This is a genomic window from Bradyrhizobium campsiandrae (genome assembly GCF_014529705.1).
GTDB lineage: Bacteria > Pseudomonadota > Alphaproteobacteria > Rhizobiales > Xanthobacteraceae > Bradyrhizobium > Bradyrhizobium campsiandrae.
Genome location: NZ_JAANIH010000001.1, coordinates 79057 through 96283 on the forward strand (window position 1 = coordinate 79057; position 17227 = coordinate 96283).

The 17227-nt window shown below is 64.5% G+C and carries 21 protein-coding genes; 6 read left to right on the forward strand and 15 right to left on the reverse strand.

Annotated features, from left to right (window positions below):
- Nucleotides 1–137: 137 nt before the first annotated feature.
- Together G8O24_RS00385 and G8O24_RS00390 are read right to left on the reverse strand one after the other, a co-directional pair.
- Nucleotides 138–341 (reverse strand): hypothetical protein, encoded by a 204-nt coding sequence (locus tag G8O24_RS00385; protein WP_188095399.1) that lies wholly within the window; start codon nt 339–341, stop codon nt 138–140.
- A gap of 90 nt (nt 342–431) precedes the next feature.
- The gene (locus tag G8O24_RS00390) at nt 432–812 is read right to left on the reverse strand and encodes a hypothetical protein (protein ID WP_188095401.1); all 381 of its coding nucleotides are present in this window, start codon (nt 810–812) and stop codon (nt 432–434) included.
- A gap of 104 nt (nt 813–916) precedes the next feature.
- Here G8O24_RS00390 and G8O24_RS00395 point away from each other — a divergent pair, with 104 nt between their 5' ends.
- A complete protein-coding gene (locus tag G8O24_RS00395; RefSeq protein WP_188095403.1) occupies nt 917–1753 on the forward strand; it encodes a DUF72 domain-containing protein in 837 nt (278 codons plus the stop codon).
- A gap of 9 nt (nt 1754–1762) precedes the next feature.
- Nucleotides 1763–2224 carry a DUF488 domain-containing protein gene (locus tag G8O24_RS00400; RefSeq protein WP_188095404.1) on the forward strand — a complete coding sequence of 154 codons (462 nt, stop codon included), beginning with the start codon at nt 1763–1765 and terminating at the stop codon, nt 2222–2224.
- A gap of 173 nt (nt 2225–2397) precedes the next feature.
- On the opposite strand, the gene G8O24_RS00405 is transcribed toward G8O24_RS00400, so the two are convergent.
- From G8O24_RS00405 to G8O24_RS00450, 10 genes are all read right to left on the reverse strand, one after another.
- Nucleotides 2398–3321 carry a PhzF family phenazine biosynthesis protein gene (locus G8O24_RS00405; protein ID WP_188095406.1) on the reverse strand — a complete coding sequence of 308 codons (924 nt, stop codon included), beginning with the start codon at nt 3319–3321 and terminating at the stop codon, nt 2398–2400.
- 121 nt (nt 3322–3442) lie between these two features.
- Nucleotides 3443–4336: an amidohydrolase family protein gene (locus G8O24_RS00410; protein ID WP_188095408.1), complete on the reverse strand. Its 894-nt coding sequence runs from the start codon at nt 4334–4336 to the stop codon at nt 3443–3445.
- A 22-nt stretch (nt 4337–4358) separates the two neighbouring features.
- Nucleotides 4359–5603, reverse strand: a complete 1245-nt coding sequence (locus G8O24_RS00415; protein ID WP_188095410.1) for an MFS transporter — start codon at nt 5601–5603, stop codon at nt 4359–4361.
- Between the two features lie 50 nt (nt 5604–5653).
- On the reverse strand, nt 5654–6385 hold the full coding sequence (locus G8O24_RS00420) for a GntR family transcriptional regulator (RefSeq protein WP_202988738.1): 732 nt from the start codon (nt 6383–6385) through the stop codon (nt 5654–5656).
- A gap of 119 nt (nt 6386–6504) precedes the next feature.
- Nucleotides 6505–6705, reverse strand: coding sequence for a hypothetical protein (locus tag G8O24_RS00425; RefSeq protein WP_188095414.1), 201 nt, complete (start codon nt 6703–6705; stop codon nt 6505–6507).
- A gap of 116 nt (nt 6706–6821) precedes the next feature.
- Nucleotides 6822–8123, reverse strand: coding sequence for an adenylate/guanylate cyclase domain-containing protein (locus G8O24_RS00430; protein WP_188095416.1), 1302 nt, complete (start codon nt 8121–8123; stop codon nt 6822–6824).
- Between the two features lie 29 nt (nt 8124–8152).
- On the reverse strand, nt 8153–9316 hold the full coding sequence (locus tag G8O24_RS00435; protein WP_188095418.1) for an ABC transporter permease: 1164 nt from the start codon (nt 9314–9316) through the stop codon (nt 8153–8155).
- A complete protein-coding gene (locus G8O24_RS00440) occupies nt 9313–10242 on the reverse strand; it encodes an ABC transporter ATP-binding protein (RefSeq protein WP_188095419.1) in 930 nt (309 codons plus the stop codon). The genes G8O24_RS00435 and G8O24_RS00440 overlap by 4 nt, the downstream gene beginning before the upstream one ends.
- On the reverse strand, nt 10239–11027 hold the full coding sequence (locus G8O24_RS00445; protein ID WP_188095422.1) for an HlyD family secretion protein: 789 nt from the start codon (nt 11025–11027) through the stop codon (nt 10239–10241). Before G8O24_RS00445 ends, G8O24_RS00440 begins: the two co-directional genes overlap by 4 nt.
- The gene (locus G8O24_RS00450) at nt 11024–11710 is read right to left on the reverse strand and encodes a TetR/AcrR family transcriptional regulator (protein ID WP_188095423.1); all 687 of its coding nucleotides are present in this window, start codon (nt 11708–11710) and stop codon (nt 11024–11026) included. Before G8O24_RS00450 ends, G8O24_RS00445 begins: the two co-directional genes overlap by 4 nt.
- A gap of 111 nt (nt 11711–11821) precedes the next feature.
- On the opposite strand from G8O24_RS00450, the gene G8O24_RS00455 reads away from it, so the two are divergent.
- Genes G8O24_RS00455 through G8O24_RS00465 form a run of 3 tightly spaced genes read left to right on the forward strand, consistent with a single transcriptional unit; the run spans nt 11822 to nt 13044 of the window.
- Nucleotides 11822–12157 (forward strand): ArsR/SmtB family transcription factor, encoded by a 336-nt coding sequence (locus tag G8O24_RS00455; protein ID WP_188095425.1) that lies wholly within the window; start codon nt 11822–11824, stop codon nt 12155–12157.
- The gene (locus tag G8O24_RS00460) at nt 12154–12618 is read left to right on the forward strand and encodes an SRPBCC family protein (RefSeq protein ID WP_188095427.1); all 465 of its coding nucleotides are present in this window, start codon (nt 12154–12156) and stop codon (nt 12616–12618) included. Before G8O24_RS00455 ends, G8O24_RS00460 begins: the two co-directional genes overlap by 4 nt.
- A 12-nt stretch (nt 12619–12630) precedes the next feature.
- Nucleotides 12631–13044, forward strand: a complete 414-nt coding sequence (locus tag G8O24_RS00465; RefSeq protein ID WP_188095429.1) for a GFA family protein — start codon at nt 12631–12633, stop codon at nt 13042–13044.
- 16 nt (nt 13045–13060) lie between these two features.
- Here G8O24_RS00465 and adhP read toward each other — a convergent pair whose 3' ends face one another.
- Entirely contained in the window at nt 13061–14086 is a 1026-nt protein-coding gene (adhP, locus tag G8O24_RS00470) for an alcohol dehydrogenase AdhP (RefSeq protein WP_188095431.1), read from the reverse strand.
- Between the two features lie 124 nt (nt 14087–14210).
- Nucleotides 14211–14621, reverse strand: a complete 411-nt coding sequence (locus G8O24_RS00475; RefSeq protein WP_188095432.1) for a DUF2000 family protein — start codon at nt 14619–14621, stop codon at nt 14211–14213.
- 200 nt (nt 14622–14821) lie between these two features.
- Here G8O24_RS00475 and G8O24_RS00480 point away from each other — a divergent pair, with 200 nt between their 5' ends.
- Complete coding sequence (locus G8O24_RS00480) at nt 14822–16612, forward strand: CYTH and CHAD domain-containing protein (RefSeq protein ID WP_188095434.1); 1791 nt, start codon at nt 14822–14824, stop codon at nt 16610–16612.
- A gap of 86 nt (nt 16613–16698) precedes the next feature.
- Here the strand turns inward: G8O24_RS00480 and G8O24_RS00485 are convergent, their stop codons facing one another.
- A complete protein-coding gene (locus tag G8O24_RS00485; RefSeq protein ID WP_188095436.1) occupies nt 16699–17088 on the reverse strand; it encodes a DUF4189 domain-containing protein in 390 nt (129 codons plus the stop codon).
- Between the last annotated feature and the right edge of the window lie 139 nt (nt 17089–17227).

Sequence of the window (17227 nt, forward strand, 5' to 3'; positions counted from 1 at the left end):
TCCGGCGCAAGCCCAAGCTATTCCAAGGTCGTCCCAGCGCCGGAGCTTTTTGGCTCAACGTCGCCGTTGAAAACTAGATAGGAATGCGGGATCAGCTTTGCAAGGGGGGTGTAGGCGCCCGTTTTCCACGCCCATTCCTAGTTCGGGACCTCCCGGATCACAGGACCTCGCGGCGCTGGCGCCACCGGGGCAGCGGGCACCGCGGCGGCCGGAGCCGGCTCGACCTTGGCCGGCTTGGGGGGCTTGCCGTACTGGCCGATCGGCCCAAGGACGACGGCGGACGCAAGCACGATCGCCGCGACGACCGCGCCGCAAATACCACCTACCGACTCAGACCCCATGGAAAGCCAATCCCTGCTCCAGATCAGCCCTCTCATACCACGGATGAACGCGCGGCCGAAAGGGCCGCCGAACCGCAACCGGCCATGGTCCTATTTCGCCGGCGGCCGGCGCTTGACGAAGGCGGTTACGATGTCTTTCTGCGCCGCCTCGACCGCCCTGTTCGCTGTCGCGAGATGCGCGCCGGATTCGATGTTCGGGTATTGCGAGGTGAGATAGTCGAGCAACGCCACCCGATAATATTGCCGTTCCGACGGGCAGGCGCCGGCGACAGATCGGCCGAACTCCTGCTCCGACAAACCCTGATTGCTGTCGCGCGAATACTCCCGCGCCAGACAATGCCAGTAATCGTCGCGGCCCTGCATGGCGAGCTTCTGCGCCCCCTTCGCGTCGTCGTCCTCTGCCATCGCAAATGAGGTCATGGCAGCAGATGTCAACATGACGAGCGCCGCTCCCAGCATCAGCCTCCGCATCTTGTTCTCCTTTTTGCGCAGATCGCGGTCCGAAGCTTAGACGGGACGCGGCAACTGGCCAATCACTTCTGGTTTGAATAGGATGCAGTCCTCCCTCCCCGTCGATGCGAGATCCTCCTGTGGCCAAAGCAAAAACCGCGTCCAAAAAATCCGGCAACATCTTCATCGGCATCGGCGGCTGGACCTTCGAGCCCTGGCGCGGCGTGTTCTATCCCGAGAAGCTGACGCAGGCGAAGGAGCTGTCCTACGCGGCCTCCAAGCTGACCTCGATCGAGATCAACGGCACCTATTACGGCTCGCAGAAGCCGGAGAGCTTTCGCAAATGGGCGAGCGAAGTCCCGGATGGTTTTGTGTTCTCGGTGAAGGGGCCGCGCTTTGCCACCAACAGGCGAGTGCTGGCCGAAGCCGGCGATTCCATCAAGCGATTCTATGATTCCGGCGTGCTGGAACTCGGCGACCATCTGGGACCGGTGCTGTGGCAGTTCGCGCCGACCAAGAAATTCGACGGCGCAGATTTCGGCAAGTTTCTGGAGCTGTTGCCACGCAAGCTCGAGGGACGCGCGCTGCGCCATGTCGTGGAGGTACGCCACGACAGCTTCTGCACGCCTGATTTCATTGCACTGATCCGCGAGTTCGAGACGCCGGTGGTGTTCGCCGAGCACGGCAAATATCCTGCAATCGCCGATGTCGCCGGCGATTTCGTCTATGCGCGCCTGCAGAAGGGCAATGATGAGATCAAGACCTGCTATCCGCCGAAGCAGCTCGACGCCTGGGCCGCGCGCTTCCAGGCCTGGGCCGAGGGAAGCGAACCCGACGACCTGCCGAAGGTTGACAAGGCCAAGCCGAAGAAGGAACCGCGCGACGTGTTCGCCTATGTGATCCACGAGGGCAAGGTACGCGCCCCGCACGGCGCCATGGAACTGATTGCGCGGGTGAGCTGAGGAGCGTCGATGGCAAAGGCGAAAAAGCTCTTCACCATCGGCTATGAGCAGACGCCGCCGAAGGCCGTGCTGGACGAGCTGGAGCAGGCCGGCGTCAAGCTCGTGGTCGACGTGCGCGCGGTGACGTCATCGCGGCGGCCCGGCTTTTCCAAGAAGCAGCTCGCCGCCGGCCTGGATGAGCGCGGCATTGCTTACGTCCATCTCGCAGCCCTCGGCACGCCGAAGGAAGGCCGGCTCGCCGCGCGCAGCGGCCAGTATGATGTGCTGGAGAAGATCTTCTCAAAGCACCTCAAGACACTGGAGGCCCGGGAGCAGATGGACGAGCTCTCGGCTCTGGTGAAGAAGGCGGGTCCGGTCTGCCTGCTCTGCTACGAGCGCGACCACACCCATTGCCACCGCCAGATGATCGCTGACATCATCGAAGAGCGCGATGGCGTTGCGGTGACAAATTTGGCGGGGCGGCAGGTGTAGTTGCCGTTCGTGCGAAGGGAAGACGAGACGACGACTTTATCCGTAGCCGTCATCCTGAGGTGGCCGCTTCTTCAGCGGCCCTCGAAGGACGACGGCGTGCAACCGCTGTGACAGCTCGGCCGTGCATCCTTTGGGGCTCCCGGCGCGACGCTTTGCGTCGCGCCACTCGCGCCTCAGGATGAGGGGTCCTCGCGCGCCAGGTTGAACGTCCCTTCCAGCATCTGCACGCAGGCACCGCCGACATGGGCGGAGACAATCTTGCCGTCCCGCTTGAGAACGCGCGTCTGCAGGATGCTGGGCCGGCCCATGTCAAAGCCCTGGCCGACCGTCAGCTTCAGCTCGCCATCGCTGACAGGATCGAGATCGGCGAACAGCGCGGCGGCCGCGACCGTCGCGCTGCCGGTGGCGGGATCCTCGGTGAGGCCGCTGGCGCCGCGCATGAACATGCGCGCCTGCCGCTCGCAGGGCGCCTCCGAGGTCGGCACGTCGCGCGTGTAGAACCACACCGAGCGGGCGCCATCGCGCGGCAAGACCTTGCCATAGGCCGCAGCGTCCGGCCGGGCCCGCTTCAACGCCTCGCGCGAATGCAGCTCCATCACCAGAAACGCATTTCCGACGGTGACGACGTGAGGTGCGTGGTTGTCGGTCTTGATATCCTCGGCACTCAGCGAGATGCAGCTCGCCGCCTCAGCCGGTGACATTAGCGCATAGCGCTGCAGCGGCTGCGGCGCGGTGAGCTCGGTTCTGATCACCCTGCCCTGCTCTCGCACGATCTCGACCGGCACGAGGCCAGCCTTCTCCTCGAACGAGAGGCGCGGCTTCGGCTCCTTCGCCATCGAGGCCAGCACGAAGGCGGTGCCGACATTGGGATGGCCGGCGAAGGCAATCTCCAGCACCGGCGTGAAGATGCGCACTTCGGCGTCGTTGGCCTTGTCGCGCGGCGGCAGCACGAAGGTCGTCTCGGAATAGTTGAACTCGGTCGCGATCGCCTGCATCTGCCGCGTCGAGAGCCGCTCGGCGTCCAGCACCACGGCAAGCTGGTTGCCGCCGAAGGCGCGGTCGGTGAACACGTCGACGGTGACGTAGCGGCGCTGCATGGCATGTCCTCACGCAAAACGGCGGCCGCAAGCCGGCCGCCTCGCGCCGCACTCTACAAGGGCACAACATCGCCCGTCATGCCCCAAAATTGAGTGCAATCGGAGCAATCGCGGCAGCGTGTCAGAAGCGGAAGAGAGGCCGCGGCGAGGCCAGCACCTGCGCACGCTCGCGCGCATCGACGATGAGCGTGTCGAGGAATTGCCGGTTCTTGGCGTAGGTCTGCGTCGCCTCGAATTGCGTGTGCGGCCAATCGCTGCCCCAGAGCAGGCGATCGAGGCCGTAGGCGCTGCGCAATAGCGGATAGGCTTGCTGCGCGAAGCTCTCGCCGGCCGCGCCATTGCGGTACGGTGCCGAGATCTTGACCCAGACGTTCCTCGTCGCGCCGAGCTTGAGCACCGCCTGAAAACCGGGATCGGCAACACCGAGCTTCGGATCCGGCAGCGCGTAGTGATCGAGCACGACGGTGACGCCGAGATCGAGAAGCTGCGGCGCAAGCACCGCGAGGTCCGATGCGTTGCGCTGGATTTCAACCTGCCAGCCCATCGCTTTCACTTGCGCAAGCAGCGCCTTCCATTCGTTCGCCGCAAGATCAGGCAAGGGCTGGCCGACGAGATTGAGGCGAATGCCGGCCACTCCGGCGCGATCGAGAGCGCGCAGCTCGGCCGCAGCGATCGAGAGATCGACCACGGCAATGCCGCGCAGCCGACCTGCGGTCTGCTTCAGGCAGTCGACGAGATAGGAATTGTCGGTACCGAGAAAGCTCGGCTGCACCAGCACGCCATTGGTCATGCCGTTGCGGTCGAGCTGCTCGAGATACAGGGATAGCGGCGCGTCGTAGTCAGGCGCGTAGCGCCGGCCCGGCGCGAGCTTGAGGTCGCGGTGGAAGACATGCGCATGGGTATCGATCTCAGGCAAGGCTGCCTCACTCCTGGCTGTGGTTGCGACCGCAGTCGTGAGCGATGCGAGACCTGCAGCAAACTGGCGGCGCGTCATGCCGCGTTGGAAGATCGTCATGATGGCTTCTCCTCATCCCGCCTCAGGCGCGCGTTGGCGCAGGTACCTCGAACACCTTGCCGCGGGTTTCCGGCAGGAGCAGCACCGCGATCAGCACCAGCGAATAGGCAAAGGCCGCATCGATGCCGATCGCAGGCCCAAGTCCGATGTGATCACTGAGGAAGCCGACGAGGAAGGGAAACGCGGCGGAGACGACGCGGCCGAAATTGTAGCAGAAGCCCACCCCGGTGCCGCGGACGCCCGCGGGATAGAGCTCGCTGAACAGCGCGGCCATGCTCGCGGGAATGCCGGCCGAGAAGAAGCCGAGCGGAAAGCCGAGCACCAGCATCTGGCCATCGGTCAGCGGCGCGAAGATATAGGCGAGCACGGTTGCGATGCAGGCGCTTGCGAACAGCGCGACATTGGCGCGCCGACCGATGCGGTCGCTGATGATGCCGCTCGCGACGCAGCCGCAGAAGAAGGCGACGATGATCACGGCGAGATAGAGGCTGGAGCCGAGCACCGACAAATGCCGCACCTCGCGCAGGAAGGTCGGCAGGAACGTCGTCAGCGCGGCATAGCCGCCATGGGCGCCGATGCCGAACAGACCGCCGACCAGGGTCGAGCGCAGCACGTCGCGATGGAAGATGCCCGACAGCGTGGCAAGGAACGGCGCCTCTGCCTCCTTCGCAACGGCGCGCGCCGGCTCTTTCAGCCCGCGGCGGATGAAGATGATGAGCAGCGCCGGCAACAAGCCGATCGCAAACAGGATGCGCCAGGCAATATCCGCCGGCGCAGAGGTGAAGACCAGCGCCGACAGCAGCACCGCCGCGCCCCAGCCGACGGCCCAGGCGCTCTGCACCGTGCCAAGTGCCCTGCCGCGATGCTCGGGACGGATGATCTCGGCCATCAGCACCGCGCCGCAGGCCCATTCGGCGCCGAAGCCGAGGCCCTGGATGGCCTTGAGCACCAGGAGCTGGGTGTAGCTCATCGCAAAGGCCGAGGCGAAGGTTGCGAGCGCAAAGGTCGCGACCGTGATCTGGAGCGCCTTGACGCGACCAAAGCGATCGCCGAGCGCGCCGCCCAGCCAGCCGCCGAACGCGCCGAAGAACAGCGTGACCGAGCCGAGCAGGCCGGCGTCGGCCTTGCTGATGTGGAAGGCCGCGATCAGTGCGGGAATCGCAAGGCCGAACATCTGGACGTCGAGCGCATCCAAGGCCCAGCCGCCAAAGCTTGCCCAGAAGGTGCGCCGCTCCAGCGGCGAGCTTTCACTGTACCAGTTCGACATGTTTCCTACCCTTGTATGCGCTTATTGCTTGGTATCGTTGAATTCGGCCGTCACCGGATCTCGGCGTGGTAACGGAAGCGATCCGCCGGCCCGCGCGAGCGGCGCCATTCGATCGGGCGTCGCTCCAGATCGAGCGCGAGGCGCTCGATCATGATCAGTGGCGCCTGGGCCTCGAGCCGGAGCAGCCGCGCCTGCATCTCATTGGCAGTCTCGACCGTCAGAATTTCCTCGGCGGAGACCACCACCTCGCCGCAGCGCTCCTCATAGAGCGGATACAGCAGGTCGCCGAACTCGGTGGTGTCGATCTCAAGGATCTCGGCGAAGCGCGATTGCTGGAGCCAGATCTCTTCGGCGAGCAGCGGCACGTCGTCGATCAGCCGCAGGCGCGACAGGCTGATCACGGGCTCGCCGATGGGAATACGCAGCGCCGACGCCACGGCCGACGTCGCCGGCACGCTTTTTCGCCTGAGGATGCGGCTCTTCGGCACGCGCCGCTCGCCGCTCTCGGACTGGAAGCGGAAGAAGCGGAACAGCGAGGAGTTGAAGCGTGCCCGGCGCACGAAGGTGCCGCGGCCCTGCTGGCGCTCCAGCACGGCGTCCGCGACGAGCTGGTCGATCGCCTTGCGCACGGTGCCAATGGCGACGCCGTAATGCGCGCCGAGTTCCGCTTCCGACGGGATCGGCTCGCCTGGCCGCCATTCATTGCTGACAATCCGCGCGGCGAGGTCGTCGCGCAGGCGCTGGTAACGAGGCAGGCGTTCATCGCGCGGGGCCATATTCATATAGTCATATACATGACTATATGAGGCAGCCGTCAAGCATTATTGCAAGACCGGGCCGCGGTGCGCCCCAGGGCCGGGCCGGCGACCATCACCGGACCGGCCTCACCTTGCGCGGATCGTCAGTTCGTGGTCTTGGGCATGCAGGGCGGCTCCTTGTAGGGAGCGGACGCATAGGCACCTTCTGCCGGTGCCCTGACGCAATCGGCCGTCGCATGCGTAACACCGCGCCGTGCAGGGGCAGTGTCACGGGCGGATGCCGCCTCGATTTGATAGACGGCTGCGGCAATCAGGGCGGCCGAGACAAAGCTCAATCGGATCATGGATTTTCTCCGCATGGTATCGGGACGTCGAATGAATTTCGACGTCCTGAGTGCAAGAGCGGAGAACGACCGGGGATATTTCAGCGCGCGTCTTCAAACAAATGCGAGCGATCGCCTCACCCCAGTTGAAACACGGCGACCGGCTGCTCGTAGCCGCGCACGCTGACCTCGCCGAGCGCGACTGCATCCTTGCCGTCATCGCCGAGCGCCTCGCGCACGGATGCGGAGATCAGGAGCTGCGAGCCGAACTCCTTGTTGAGGGCCTCCAGCCGCGAGGCAAAGTTCACGGTGTCGCCGATCACCGTGTATTCCTTGCGCCGGGGCGATCCGATATTGCCGGCGACGACCTCGCCGAAATGGATGCCGATGCCGATCCTGAGCGGCCAGCTGGTCTGCGCATTGATGTGGTCCATCGCGATCAGCATGTCGCGGCCCGCTGCGACCGCGCGATGCGCGGCGTCGGACGCCTCCAGCGGCGCGCCGAACAGCGCGAGGAAGCCGTCGCCGAGAAACTTGTTCACGATGCCGCCATGGCGATCGAGAATGTCGACCAGCACAGCGAAGGCGCCATCGAGCCGGTCGACCACCTCCTGCGGCGTACGCGACTGGGCCCCGGCGGTGAAGCCGCGGAAATCGACGAACATCACGGCGACGCGCCTGATGTCACCGGCGAGGCTGGTACCCTCCGCCATCAGCCGCTCGACCACTTGCGGGGAGACGTGCTGGCCGAACAGGTTGGTCACCCGGTCGCGCGCCGTCGCCGCCGCGATGCTCGCGGCGAACTGCCGCCGCAACTGCGCGCCGACCGAGCCCGCCAGCACGCCGCAAACCAGGATGACCATGCTGCGCACGGTGTGGAAGTAGATCAGGGGCTCGCCGGTGTCGCTGGCGGAATTGTAGTAGAGCGCGACCGTCAGCAGTTCGCTTGCCGCGACAAATCCCGTGAAGGTGGACAGCCAGAAATCGAGCCGCAGCGTCGAAAGAATGACGAAGATGAAATAGACCAGCGGCAACACGAAACCGAGCGCGGGCCCAGCGCCCATGCTGTGGATCTGCAGGATCAGGATGAGCGTCGGCAGCGACGTTTCGATCGTTGCGCCGATGTAGCGCCTGACCACCGGCAGGTCGCGATCGAGCTTGAGGTTTCGGCTGATCTGGCTATGGACCCAGACCTCGAAGAGCAGAAAGCCTATCAGGATGGCATATTCGCGGAGCATGCCCTCGGTTCCGCGCCAGATCCGGTTCGAGATCGCAGGATCCATCACGAAGGTTGCCGTGAGCAAGCCCAGCATGACCAGGCCGGTGGCGATCAGCGCCCTCACCCGCAGCAGCTCGGTGCGCAGCACTTCGCGCGTCAACTCGCGCTCGAACTCCTCCGATAGGACGGCTCTTTGCCGGGCTTTCAAAAAGCTGACCATTCCATCCCCCGATTCCGGGGCAGTCTGCCTCAATCCAGCGTGCGACGGAAGCGCGTCACGGCGATGGTCATGGCCACCAGCATCAGCGCCGCCAGCGCCAACGTATCGAAACGCAGGTTCGGCATGGTCGCGCCCTTCAGCATGATGGCGCGGACGATGCGAATGTAGTGCGTCAGCGGCAGGCATTCGCCGACATATTGCGCCCAGGCCGGCATGCCCGCGAACGGGAACATGAAGCCGGACAGCAGAATGCTCGGCAGGAAGAACATGAACGACATCTGAATCGCCTGCAGTTGATTCTGCGCGATGGTGGAGAACGTGTAGCCGATCGCGAGATTTGCGGCGATGAAGAGGGTCGAGAGTACGGCGAGCAGGAGCAAATTGCCGAGCACCGGGACGCCGAACAGGAACACCCCGATATTGACGATCAGGAAAGCCTGGATGAAGCCGACCAGGATGTACGGCACGATCTTGCCGATCATCACCTCGATCGGCGTGATCGGCATCGACAGCAGGCTCTCCATGGTGCCACGTTCAATCTCGCGCGTCACCGACAGCGCCGTGAAGATCAGCATCGTCATGGTGAGGATGGTGCCGACCAGTCCCGGCACGATGTTAAGCCGCGATTCCGCGGCCGGATTGTAGCGCGCATGCGCCCGGATCTCGAACGGCAGCGCCGGGGGATCGCCGATATAGAGATCGTGCTGGAGCGCGGTCTGCACGATCATTCCGAGCGAACCGAGTGCGGAGCTTGCGGCGACTGGATCGGTCGCGTCGGCTGCGACCAGCAGCGCCGGCTTATCGCCGCGCCGCACCGCCCGTTCGAAGCCGCGCGGGATCTCGACGCCGAACAGCACCTTGCCGGACTTCAGCAGATTGTCGAAATCGTCGACGTCGTGCACTTCGTAGATAAAGTGGAAATAGGCGGTGTTCTCCAGCGCCTTCAGGACCGAGCGGGCAAGATCGGAGTCCTCCTGCAGCAGCACCGCGGTCGGCAGATGATGCGGCGTGGTGTTGATGGCGTAGCCGAACAGGAGAAGCTGCATCACCGGGATCGCCACGATCATCGCGAACGAGACGCGGTCGCGCCGAAGCTGAATGAACTCCTTCGCCATCATGGCATAGGAACGCCGCCAGAAGCCGAAGCGATCGCGGATCTCCCGCAAGGGGCCGGTTGATCGAATGGTGCTCATTGGAAATTGTCCCGGGAGCGGCCCATCAGTTCGATGAAGACGTCTTCCAGCGACGGCGCCGACTTCTGCCAGTGCAGGCCGCTCTTGTCCCGCCATGGCGCGATGCTGGCCTCTAACGCCGCAACATCGCGGCCCGAGACGTGCAGCGAGGTGCCGAACGGCGCCACCATGTCGACCCCGGGCTTGCCGGCGAGCTCTGCCGCAAGACCGCTCAACTCGCCCGTGACGGTGTAGGTCGCCAGCGCGGATTTCGCGATCACCTCGTCGACTGTGCCGCGCGCCAGGAGATGGCCGTAGGCGATATAGGCGATCTCATGGCAGCGTTCGGCCTCGTCCATGTAATGGGTCGAGACCAGCACGGTGAGACCGTCGGCCGCGAGCGCGTGGATCTCGTTCCAGAAGTCGCGCCGCGCCTTGGGATCGACGCCCGCGGTCGGCTCGTCCAGCAGCAGCAATTGCGGATTGGGCAGCGTGCAGGCGCCCAACGCCAGCCGCTGCTTCCAGCCGCCGGAGAGCTCGCCGGCGAGCTGCTCCTCGCGGCCGGAGAGACCGAGCCGCCGGATCATGTCGCGCGCCGCGCCGCGTGCGTCGGCGAGGCCATAGAGCCGCGCGACGAATTCGAGGTTCTCCCGCACCGAGAGGTCCTGATACAAGCTGAAGCGCTGGGTCATGTAGCCGACCCGGCGCTTGATCTTTTCGGAATCCTTCAGAATGTCGTAGCCAAGGCAGGTGCCCTCGCCGCTGTCGGGCGTCAGCAGGCCACAGAGAATGCGGATGGTGGTGGTCTTGCCCGAGCCGTTCGGCCCGAGGAAGCCGTAGATCGAGCCACGCTTCACCTGCATCGACAGATCGTGCACGACCTCGCGGCCGCCGAACGATTTGGTCAGGCCCTTGACGTCGATCGCGATGTCGTTGCCGCCGTTCATCGCTTGTCCGCCACCGGAGTTTTTGGATTGAGATAGACGTCGATCGGCTGCCCTACCCGAAGCGCATCGGGCCGCGACGGCCGCGCCTGGATCAGATAGACGAGCTTGTTGCGCTCCTCGAGGCTGTAGATCACGGGCGGGGTGTATTCGGCCGAGGTCGCGATGAAGTAGATCTTTGCCGTGAGGTCGGCGGCGCAATTGTCGCAGGCCACCCGCACCTGGTCGCCGATCGACAGCTTCGGCAACTCGGTTTCCGGCACGAAGAAGCGCAGCTTCATGTTGCCCGGCGGCATGATCGAGAGCACCGGCCGCTGCGCCGCCACCATCTCACCCTCGCGGAAGTAGATCTGCTGGATGGTGCCGGCGACCGGCGCAAAGCCCCTGCGCCGCGCCAGCCGCGTCTCCGACGTCACCACCCGCGCCTGCGCGACCCGTAAATCAGAGACAGCGGAATCCAGGGTGGCTTGCGTACCGGAGCCGGTCTTGCGCAGGGATTCCGCACGATCGAACACCTGCTGCGCATTGGCCAGCGTCGCCTTGGTCTGGTTGAGATCGGCGAGCTGGAGATCATCATCGACGGAATAGAGGGGATCGCCCACCTTGACCACGTCGCCCTCGCGGATATCGAGCTTGGTCACGCGGCCCGCTTCGTCCGGGCTGACATAGATCATGTCGGCCTCGACCCAGCCCTGAAAGCCGGGATCGCGCTTCTCCTGGCAGGCAGCAAGCCCGAGGGCCAGCGCGGCGACCAATGCAAACCTGAAAATTCCTTGCGACGACGTCATGTCGTCCTCCGTTCGCCAAAAATCAAATCGAGATGGACACGCAGCATGTCCTGCGCATCGAGCGGCGCATGCCGCGCAAACAGGCTCTGCCAGATCACCGCGATCATCGCCGGCGCGATCAGGATCTGCGGATAGCGTGCGAGGCTATTCTGGTGGATCTCGCCGCGGGCGATGCCGAGCTCGATCAGGGCGCGCATGCTGGCGAGCCCGCGCGAGACGACCTCGCGGTAGTAGAAGTCGGCGACCGAGGGAAAGCGCGGCCCTTCCGCCACGATCAGCCGAACGAGATCGCCGCGGCGCGTGCCGATCATCTCTTTCAGGAAGTGGCCGGCGATGCCCTCGATGAGGTCGCGCACCGAGCCGGTCGGCGGCGGCAACGCCGTGAGCCGCGCCACCACGGGCACGATCACGATGCGGACCAGCTCCTCGAACATCGACTCCTTGTCCTTGAAATGCAGGTAGATCGTGCCCTTGGCGACGCCCGCCCGTTTGGCAATATCGTCGAGCCGCGTTGCGGCAAAGCCGCGCGCAATGAATTCCTCCATCGCCGCCTCGACGATGGCGGCACGTCGCTTCGCTGCGCGCGTGGCGCGGCTCGACGCTGGAGCTGTAACCGCCTCGCCGGGTGCGGGCTCATTGCTTGCTGCCTTGGCCACAGCCGCCCTGGTGGGTTTCTTTCTCATTATTTAAATATGACTGACTGGTCAGTCATCGTCAAGTAAACTGGGCCGTCAAGCAGACAGAGTCGATGAATTAGCGTTGACTAATGAATTAGCATTTGCTAATTGAATTTCATGATTGAAGCCGCCCCAAATCCCGTCACCGCCGTGATGCGCGCGCTCGCCGATCCGACCCGCCGCACCGTGTTCGAGCGCGTGTTCGACAGCAGGGAGATCAGCGTCGCCGAGCTGACGCGCGGCAGCGGCGTCACCCAGGGTGCGATCTCGCAGCATCTGAAATCGTTGAAACAGGCAGGCCTCGTCGCCGAGCGCGCCGAGGGCCGCAACGTCTATTACCGCGCCGCGCCGGGGGGACTCGAGCCTCTGGTCACCTGGATGGATCATTACGGTGTCTTCTGGCGCGAGCGCTTGCAGAATCTGCGTGACCTCTTGAAGGAGATCGATCCGTGAGTGCTGCCGCGTTGAAAGCCGAAACAAAAGACATCGTCATCGACGAGGTCTTCCCTCACGCGCCCGAGGCGATCTGGAAGGCGCTGACCAGCGCCGAATTGATCGGGCGCTGGCTGATGCCGCCGACCGGCTTCGAGGCGGTCGAGGGCAACACCTTCACCTACCAGACCAAGCCGGGCGGCCATTGGGACGGCGTCATTCATTGCCGCGTTCTCGAGGTCGTGCCTTGCAGACGGCTCGTCTACGCTTGGCAGGGCGGCGATGCGCGCAACACCGGCTACGGCGCGCCGCTCGACACCGTCGTAACGTGGTCCCTCACCCCGGTCGAAGCCGGCACGCGGATCCAGCTGGTTCATGCCGGCTTCGTGCTGCCTGGGAACGAGAGCGCCTACACCGTCATGAGCGGCGGCTGGAAGAAGGTCGTCCAGCAGCTCGACGAGATCAGCGGCGAAGAGAGCTGAGGAGCCACCACGATGGCCAAGCCCTATACCGGCGGCTGCGCCTGCGGCGCGATCCGTTATTCGATCGCCGGCGAGCCCATGTTCTCCAATCATTGCCAATGCCGGGACTGCCAACGTGAAAGCGGCACCGGCCACGGCTCCTACGCCACCTTCGCACGCGCCGGCGTCACCGTGAGCGGCGACGCCAAAACATGGGACATGACCGGCGACAGCGGCAATGTGAAGACGCGCGCCTTCTGCCCCGAGTGCGGCTTGGCCGTCTATATGACCTTCAAGGCCATGCCCGACATCTTCACCATCCGCGCCGCGAGCCTCGACGAGCCCGCGCGCTACAAGCCCCAGGCGGTCACCTACGCGGTGCGCGCCTATGACTGGGACCCTCTCGATTCCGGCCTGACGACGTTCGAGAGGATGCCGCCCGGCTGAGGCGCTCGAAAACGCTTTAGCCAAAGTCGAGCACCATGCGGCCGTCGATCTTGCCGGCCTTCATTCGGTCGAAGACGTCGTTGATTTTCGCCAGCGGCACCTTCGTCACTTCAGCCTTGACCTTGCCTTCGGCGGCGAAGCCAATGGCCTCGTCGAGATCGCGGCGGGTGCCGACGATGGAGCCGCGCACGGTGATGCGCTTGAGCACGACGTCGAAGATCGGCGTCGGAAACTCGCCCGGCGGCAGGCCGACGAGGCTGAGGGTGCCCTTCCGGCGGACCATCTTCAGCGCCTGGGCGAAGGCGGCGGTCGAGACGGCCGTCACCAGCACGCCATGCGCCCCGCCCCCGGTTGCCGCAAGGACGTTATCCACGGCGCCTGCTGCGAGCGCATTGACCGCGAGATCGGCCCCCGCCTGGCGCGCGAGCGCGAGCTTGTCCTCGGCGATATCGACGGCCGCGACCTTGAGCCCCATCGCCTTGGCGTACTGGATCGCGACATGGCCGAGCCCGCCGACGCCTGAGATCACGACCCATTCGCCGGGCTTTGCCTCGGTCTCCTTCAATCCCTTGTAGGTGGTGACGCCCGCGCACAGGATCGGCGCGATGGCGGCGAAATCGATCGTCGCCGGAAGCTTCGCGGCGAATGCGGCGGAGGCAACGACATATTCGGCAAAGCCGCCGTTCACGCTGTAGCCGGTGTTGTGCTGATGTTCGCACAGCGTCTCCCAGCCGGTCTCGCAATATTCGCAACTCATGCACGCGTCATGCAGCCAGGCCACACCAACGGCGTCGCCGACTTTCAGATTCTTCACGCCGGGCCCGAGCGCCGCGACGATGCCGGCGGCTTCATGTCCGGGAATGAAGGGCGGAACCGGCTTCACCGGCCAATCGCCGGAGGCGGCGTGCAGATCGGTATGACAGACGCCGCAAGCCTTCACCTTGACCAGCACCTCGCCCGGACCGGGCTGCGGGACCGGCACGTCCTCGATCACGAGCGGTTTGCCGAATTGTTTGACAACGGCGGCTTTCATGGTTGGCATCGGTCTGCTCCCTTGCGTCATGGGAACAGACTAACCGTGACGATCGCCTCCCCCTTGATCGGAGTCAAAGCGCCCAAAGTTTGCGCAAGCAATCGCGATCACGACGCCGCGACGTCGTGCGACATCACTGATGGAACTTCAATCCATCGACGATCTTGTCGATCACCTTGCGCTCGGCGCGCATGGCGATGCCGACGAGATTGAGATGGGCGCGTGCAACGGCCTTCACCGCTGCTCGATTGGCTTCATCATGGGTGGTCTTGAACATGTCCTCAGTATAGATCGCCGGCGTGACGTTGCGCGTGAGCGCACGATCGAGGGCGCGCGACAAGGCTGGACCATCAGCACCATAGATCAGGATCGGCTGGCCGATCAGCGCAAGATATCTCGTGCTCGAAGCGTCCTCATAGATTTCGCCGATGCACCCCGGAAAGGCGGCCGCAATCCCGCTCGTCAGGAACGAGGCGACGTTGAGCTTCTGCCAGGCTTCCAGATCGTTGCGAATGACGACGGCAATCTTGGTGTCGAACTGCATGACATCTCCCAACACACATCCAAGCATCGGGAAACAAAAGATAATTCCTCGCACGCCGGCGGCGGACACGAACCTAACCTGGATTGCCCCGTCGATCACAGCTCGGAAAATTCAATGGAGGTGCGACCCGCTGCGCTTCTCCTCGCGAGTCCAGTGGAGTATATGTCGGCATCCCGTCACTGAACTGTCATAAACTCTGCATGTCCGAAACCGGTGCGATCAAGCGAGTCCTCGAACCCGTTCAACGGCTTGCGAAGGCCAATGGCCATTCGGTCCCGGACGAGGGGAAGAAAATCAGCAGCTTCGCCATCCCCGCCGCTGGTGGAACGTCGGGTTCCGCGTTCCCTGACGACGGACCTTCTCCGGACGCGTCCCTGCAGGCCAATTCCTTTGTCGATGATGCGCGCGCCGAGCCAGCTGCCGCCGAGACAGCTCCATTCCGCGATGCAACTCCGCACGCTGCCGAGATCGAACTCAAACTGCTGGTGGCCCCCGATCGACTGGCCGACTTCGGTCATGCGCCCGTCATTGCGGCGAACGCGCGCAACAAGGGCTCGCGCAAGCATCTGAGAGCCATCTACTACGATACGCCCAAGCGTGCACTTCAACGCAACGGACTGAGCTTTCGGGTCCGCCAGAGCGGCTCACGCTTCACACAAACGGTGAAGGCCGAAACCCGCAACGACCCGCTTCGGCGCGGCGAATGGGTGGCCGGCGTGCCTTCGATGACGCCCGATGTCGCGCTGGCGCTGCCCTTCCTGCCGGAGAAGCTCCGCGCCGATCTCGCCCGTCACCCGCTCGTCGCCGTCTTCAGCACCGACATTCGCCGGCATCAACGCCTCGTCGACCTGCCGTCGGGCACGATTGAGGTCGCGTTCGACCAGGGCCATCTGACGTCCGGCGACCGGTCGCTTCAGGTCAGCGAGATCGAACTCGAGCTCAAGGCGGGCAGCCCCTCCGCCATCTGGGAGCTCGCGCTCCGGCTTGCCGAGCATGGACCGGCCAGGCCTTCCATTCGCAGCAAATCGGCGCGCGGATTCGAACTTGCGGCCGACGTCCCGCCGGCGGTCAGGAGGCCGCGCAAGCTTCGGCTTGATCCGTCGTCCTCGCTCGACGAGACTTTTGCTGCGATCCTGCGCGCCTGTCTGCAGCATCTGCTGCAGTCGATTCCGGCCGCCGAGGACGGGCGAGATCCCGAGGGCATTCACCAGCTGCGCGTCGCGCTGCGACGCCTGCGATCGGCAATGGACCTGATGCGATCGGTGGTGTCGTTGAACAAGCTCGACCTGTTCCGGTCGGAGGCAAGATGGCTCGCGCAAAATCTTTCGCCAGCGCGTGACTGGGACGTCTTTCAACAAGACACATTGCGCATCGTCGCGAAGGGCTGCCCCTCGATCGCGGGCTTCGACGCGCTTGAAAGCGCCGTCGAGCAGCGCAGAGGCGCCAGTTACGACAAGGTGCGCCAGGTGCTGGCCGATCGCCGCACGTCCTATTTCCTGATCGGGCTTGGCGGCTGGATCGAAGCGCGCGGCTGGCGCAGCGACGTCGCACCGGAACATCTGGGGCAACTGGCGGAGCCCGCCACCAATTTCGCGCAGCGCATTCTTTCCGCCCAGCATGCCAAAGTGCTCAAGCGCGGCCGCCGCTTCAAGTCACGCAGCACGGAAGAGCGGCACCGGGTCCGGCTTGCCGCGAAGAAACTGCGCTATGTGGCCGATTTCCTGCTGCCGCTTTACGGCGAACGAAAATCCACCAAACGTTTTTCGAGCAAGCTGGCCGAACTGCAGCAGCAGCTCGGCATCTACAATGACATGGCGACGACGGCCTCGCTGCTCGCCGACATCGGCACGGAGGCGGACAGCAGCCCGGCCGTGGCCGCAATCGCCGGCTGGCAGGCGCACGCCATGGTCGGCGTCGAGCCGCGCCTGAACCAGGCCTGGTCGGAGTTCGTCAGAACGAAAGTGCCCTGGTCGGCCCGCACCGCGCCCTGATCGACTGCGTCAACCGATCAACCCTTGACGATCAACCCTTGACGATCAACCCTTGGCGATCAACCCTTGGCGGTCACCTTTGGCGATCAACCTTTGGCGTCGCAAGCCCAAGCGCGGATCACGCATTCCTTGCCGCCATATTTGTAGCATTCACGGGTGGCGGCATTGAGCGAGGCCGAGATCTTCGGTTTCACGGCATAGCCGTAGGCGCCGCAGGGGTTGGCCATGTCGACCGACATCGCCGCGCAGGCGCGCTTCATCGTCACGGTCGTGCAGTCGCCCTTGCACTGCTTTTGAGCGGCGGCACGCGCCTCCTGCTCGGCGCCGTAATCATAGGCCTGGCCGTAGGCGCCGCACTTGCCGACGGCAAACGCGCCGGCCGCATGAGCTTGCGTGATGTGACGGGCGCCTGCGACACAAACCGACAGCGCAAAGAAAAACATCGCGCAACGGCGCGCGACGAGGTTCGAAACCATGGAAAAACCCCTCCCCCCAAGGCAGGTGCGAAAGGACTTTAAGCGGCGGTCGTTTCCAGATGGTGAACGAGTGGTTGAAATTGGCGATCCGTAATGTGTCACCGCGGAAAGTGCCGTGGATAGGCAAATCCTAGCGTGC

What these genes read in the sequence shown, in the direction of transcription:
- G8O24_RS00385 (WP_188095399.1), bottom strand. Translation starts at nt 341, where the DNA reads ATGGGGTCTGAGTCGGTAGGTGGTATTTGCGGCGCGGTCGTCGCGGCG.
- G8O24_RS00390 (WP_188095401.1), bottom strand. Translation starts at nt 812, where the DNA reads ATGCGGAGGCTGATGCTGGGAGCGGCGCTCGTCATGTTGACATCTGCT.
- G8O24_RS00395 (WP_188095403.1), top strand. Translation starts at nt 917, where the DNA reads ATGCGAGATCCTCCTGTGGCCAAAGCAAAAACCGCGTCCAAAAAATCC.
- G8O24_RS00400 (WP_188095404.1), top strand. Translation starts at nt 1,763, where the DNA reads ATGGCAAAGGCGAAAAAGCTCTTCACCATCGGCTATGAGCAGACGCCG.
- G8O24_RS00405 (WP_188095406.1), bottom strand. Translation starts at nt 3,321, where the DNA reads ATGCAGCGCCGCTACGTCACCGTCGACGTGTTCACCGACCGCGCCTTC.
- G8O24_RS00410 (WP_188095408.1), bottom strand. Translation starts at nt 4,336, where the DNA reads ATGACGATCTTCCAACGCGGCATGACGCGCCGCCAGTTTGCTGCAGGT.
- G8O24_RS00415 (WP_188095410.1), bottom strand. Translation starts at nt 5,603, where the DNA reads ATGTCGAACTGGTACAGTGAAAGCTCGCCGCTGGAGCGGCGCACCTTC.
- G8O24_RS00420 (WP_202988738.1), bottom strand. Translation starts at nt 6,385, where the DNA reads ATGAATATGGCCCCGCGCGATGAACGCCTGCCTCGTTACCAGCGCCTG.
- G8O24_RS00425 (WP_188095414.1), bottom strand. Translation starts at nt 6,705, where the DNA reads ATGATCCGATTGAGCTTTGTCTCGGCCGCCCTGATTGCCGCAGCCGTC.
- G8O24_RS00430 (WP_188095416.1), bottom strand. Translation starts at nt 8,123, where the DNA reads ATGGTCAGCTTTTTGAAAGCCCGGCAAAGAGCCGTCCTATCGGAGGAG.
- G8O24_RS00435 (WP_188095418.1), bottom strand. Translation starts at nt 9,316, where the DNA reads ATGAGCACCATTCGATCAACCGGCCCCTTGCGGGAGATCCGCGATCGC.
- G8O24_RS00440 (WP_188095419.1), bottom strand. Translation starts at nt 10,242, where the DNA reads ATGAACGGCGGCAACGACATCGCGATCGACGTCAAGGGCCTGACCAAA.
- G8O24_RS00445 (WP_188095422.1), bottom strand. Translation starts at nt 11,027, where the DNA reads ATGACGTCGTCGCAAGGAATTTTCAGGTTTGCATTGGTCGCCGCGCTG.
- G8O24_RS00450 (WP_188095423.1), bottom strand. Translation starts at nt 11,710, where the DNA reads ATGAGAAAGAAACCCACCAGGGCGGCTGTGGCCAAGGCAGCAAGCAAT.
- G8O24_RS00455 (WP_188095425.1), top strand. Translation starts at nt 11,822, where the DNA reads ATGATTGAAGCCGCCCCAAATCCCGTCACCGCCGTGATGCGCGCGCTC.
- G8O24_RS00465 (WP_188095429.1), top strand. Translation starts at nt 12,631, where the DNA reads ATGGCCAAGCCCTATACCGGCGGCTGCGCCTGCGGCGCGATCCGTTAT.
- adhP (WP_188095431.1), bottom strand. Translation starts at nt 14,086, where the DNA reads ATGCCAACCATGAAAGCCGCCGTTGTCAAACAATTCGGCAAACCGCTC.
- G8O24_RS00475 (WP_188095432.1), bottom strand. Translation starts at nt 14,621, where the DNA reads ATGCAGTTCGACACCAAGATTGCCGTCGTCATTCGCAACGATCTGGAA.
- G8O24_RS00480 (WP_188095434.1), top strand. Translation starts at nt 14,822, where the DNA reads ATGTCCGAAACCGGTGCGATCAAGCGAGTCCTCGAACCCGTTCAACGG.
- G8O24_RS00485 (WP_188095436.1), bottom strand. Translation starts at nt 17,088, where the DNA reads ATGGTTTCGAACCTCGTCGCGCGCCGTTGCGCGATGTTTTTCTTTGCG.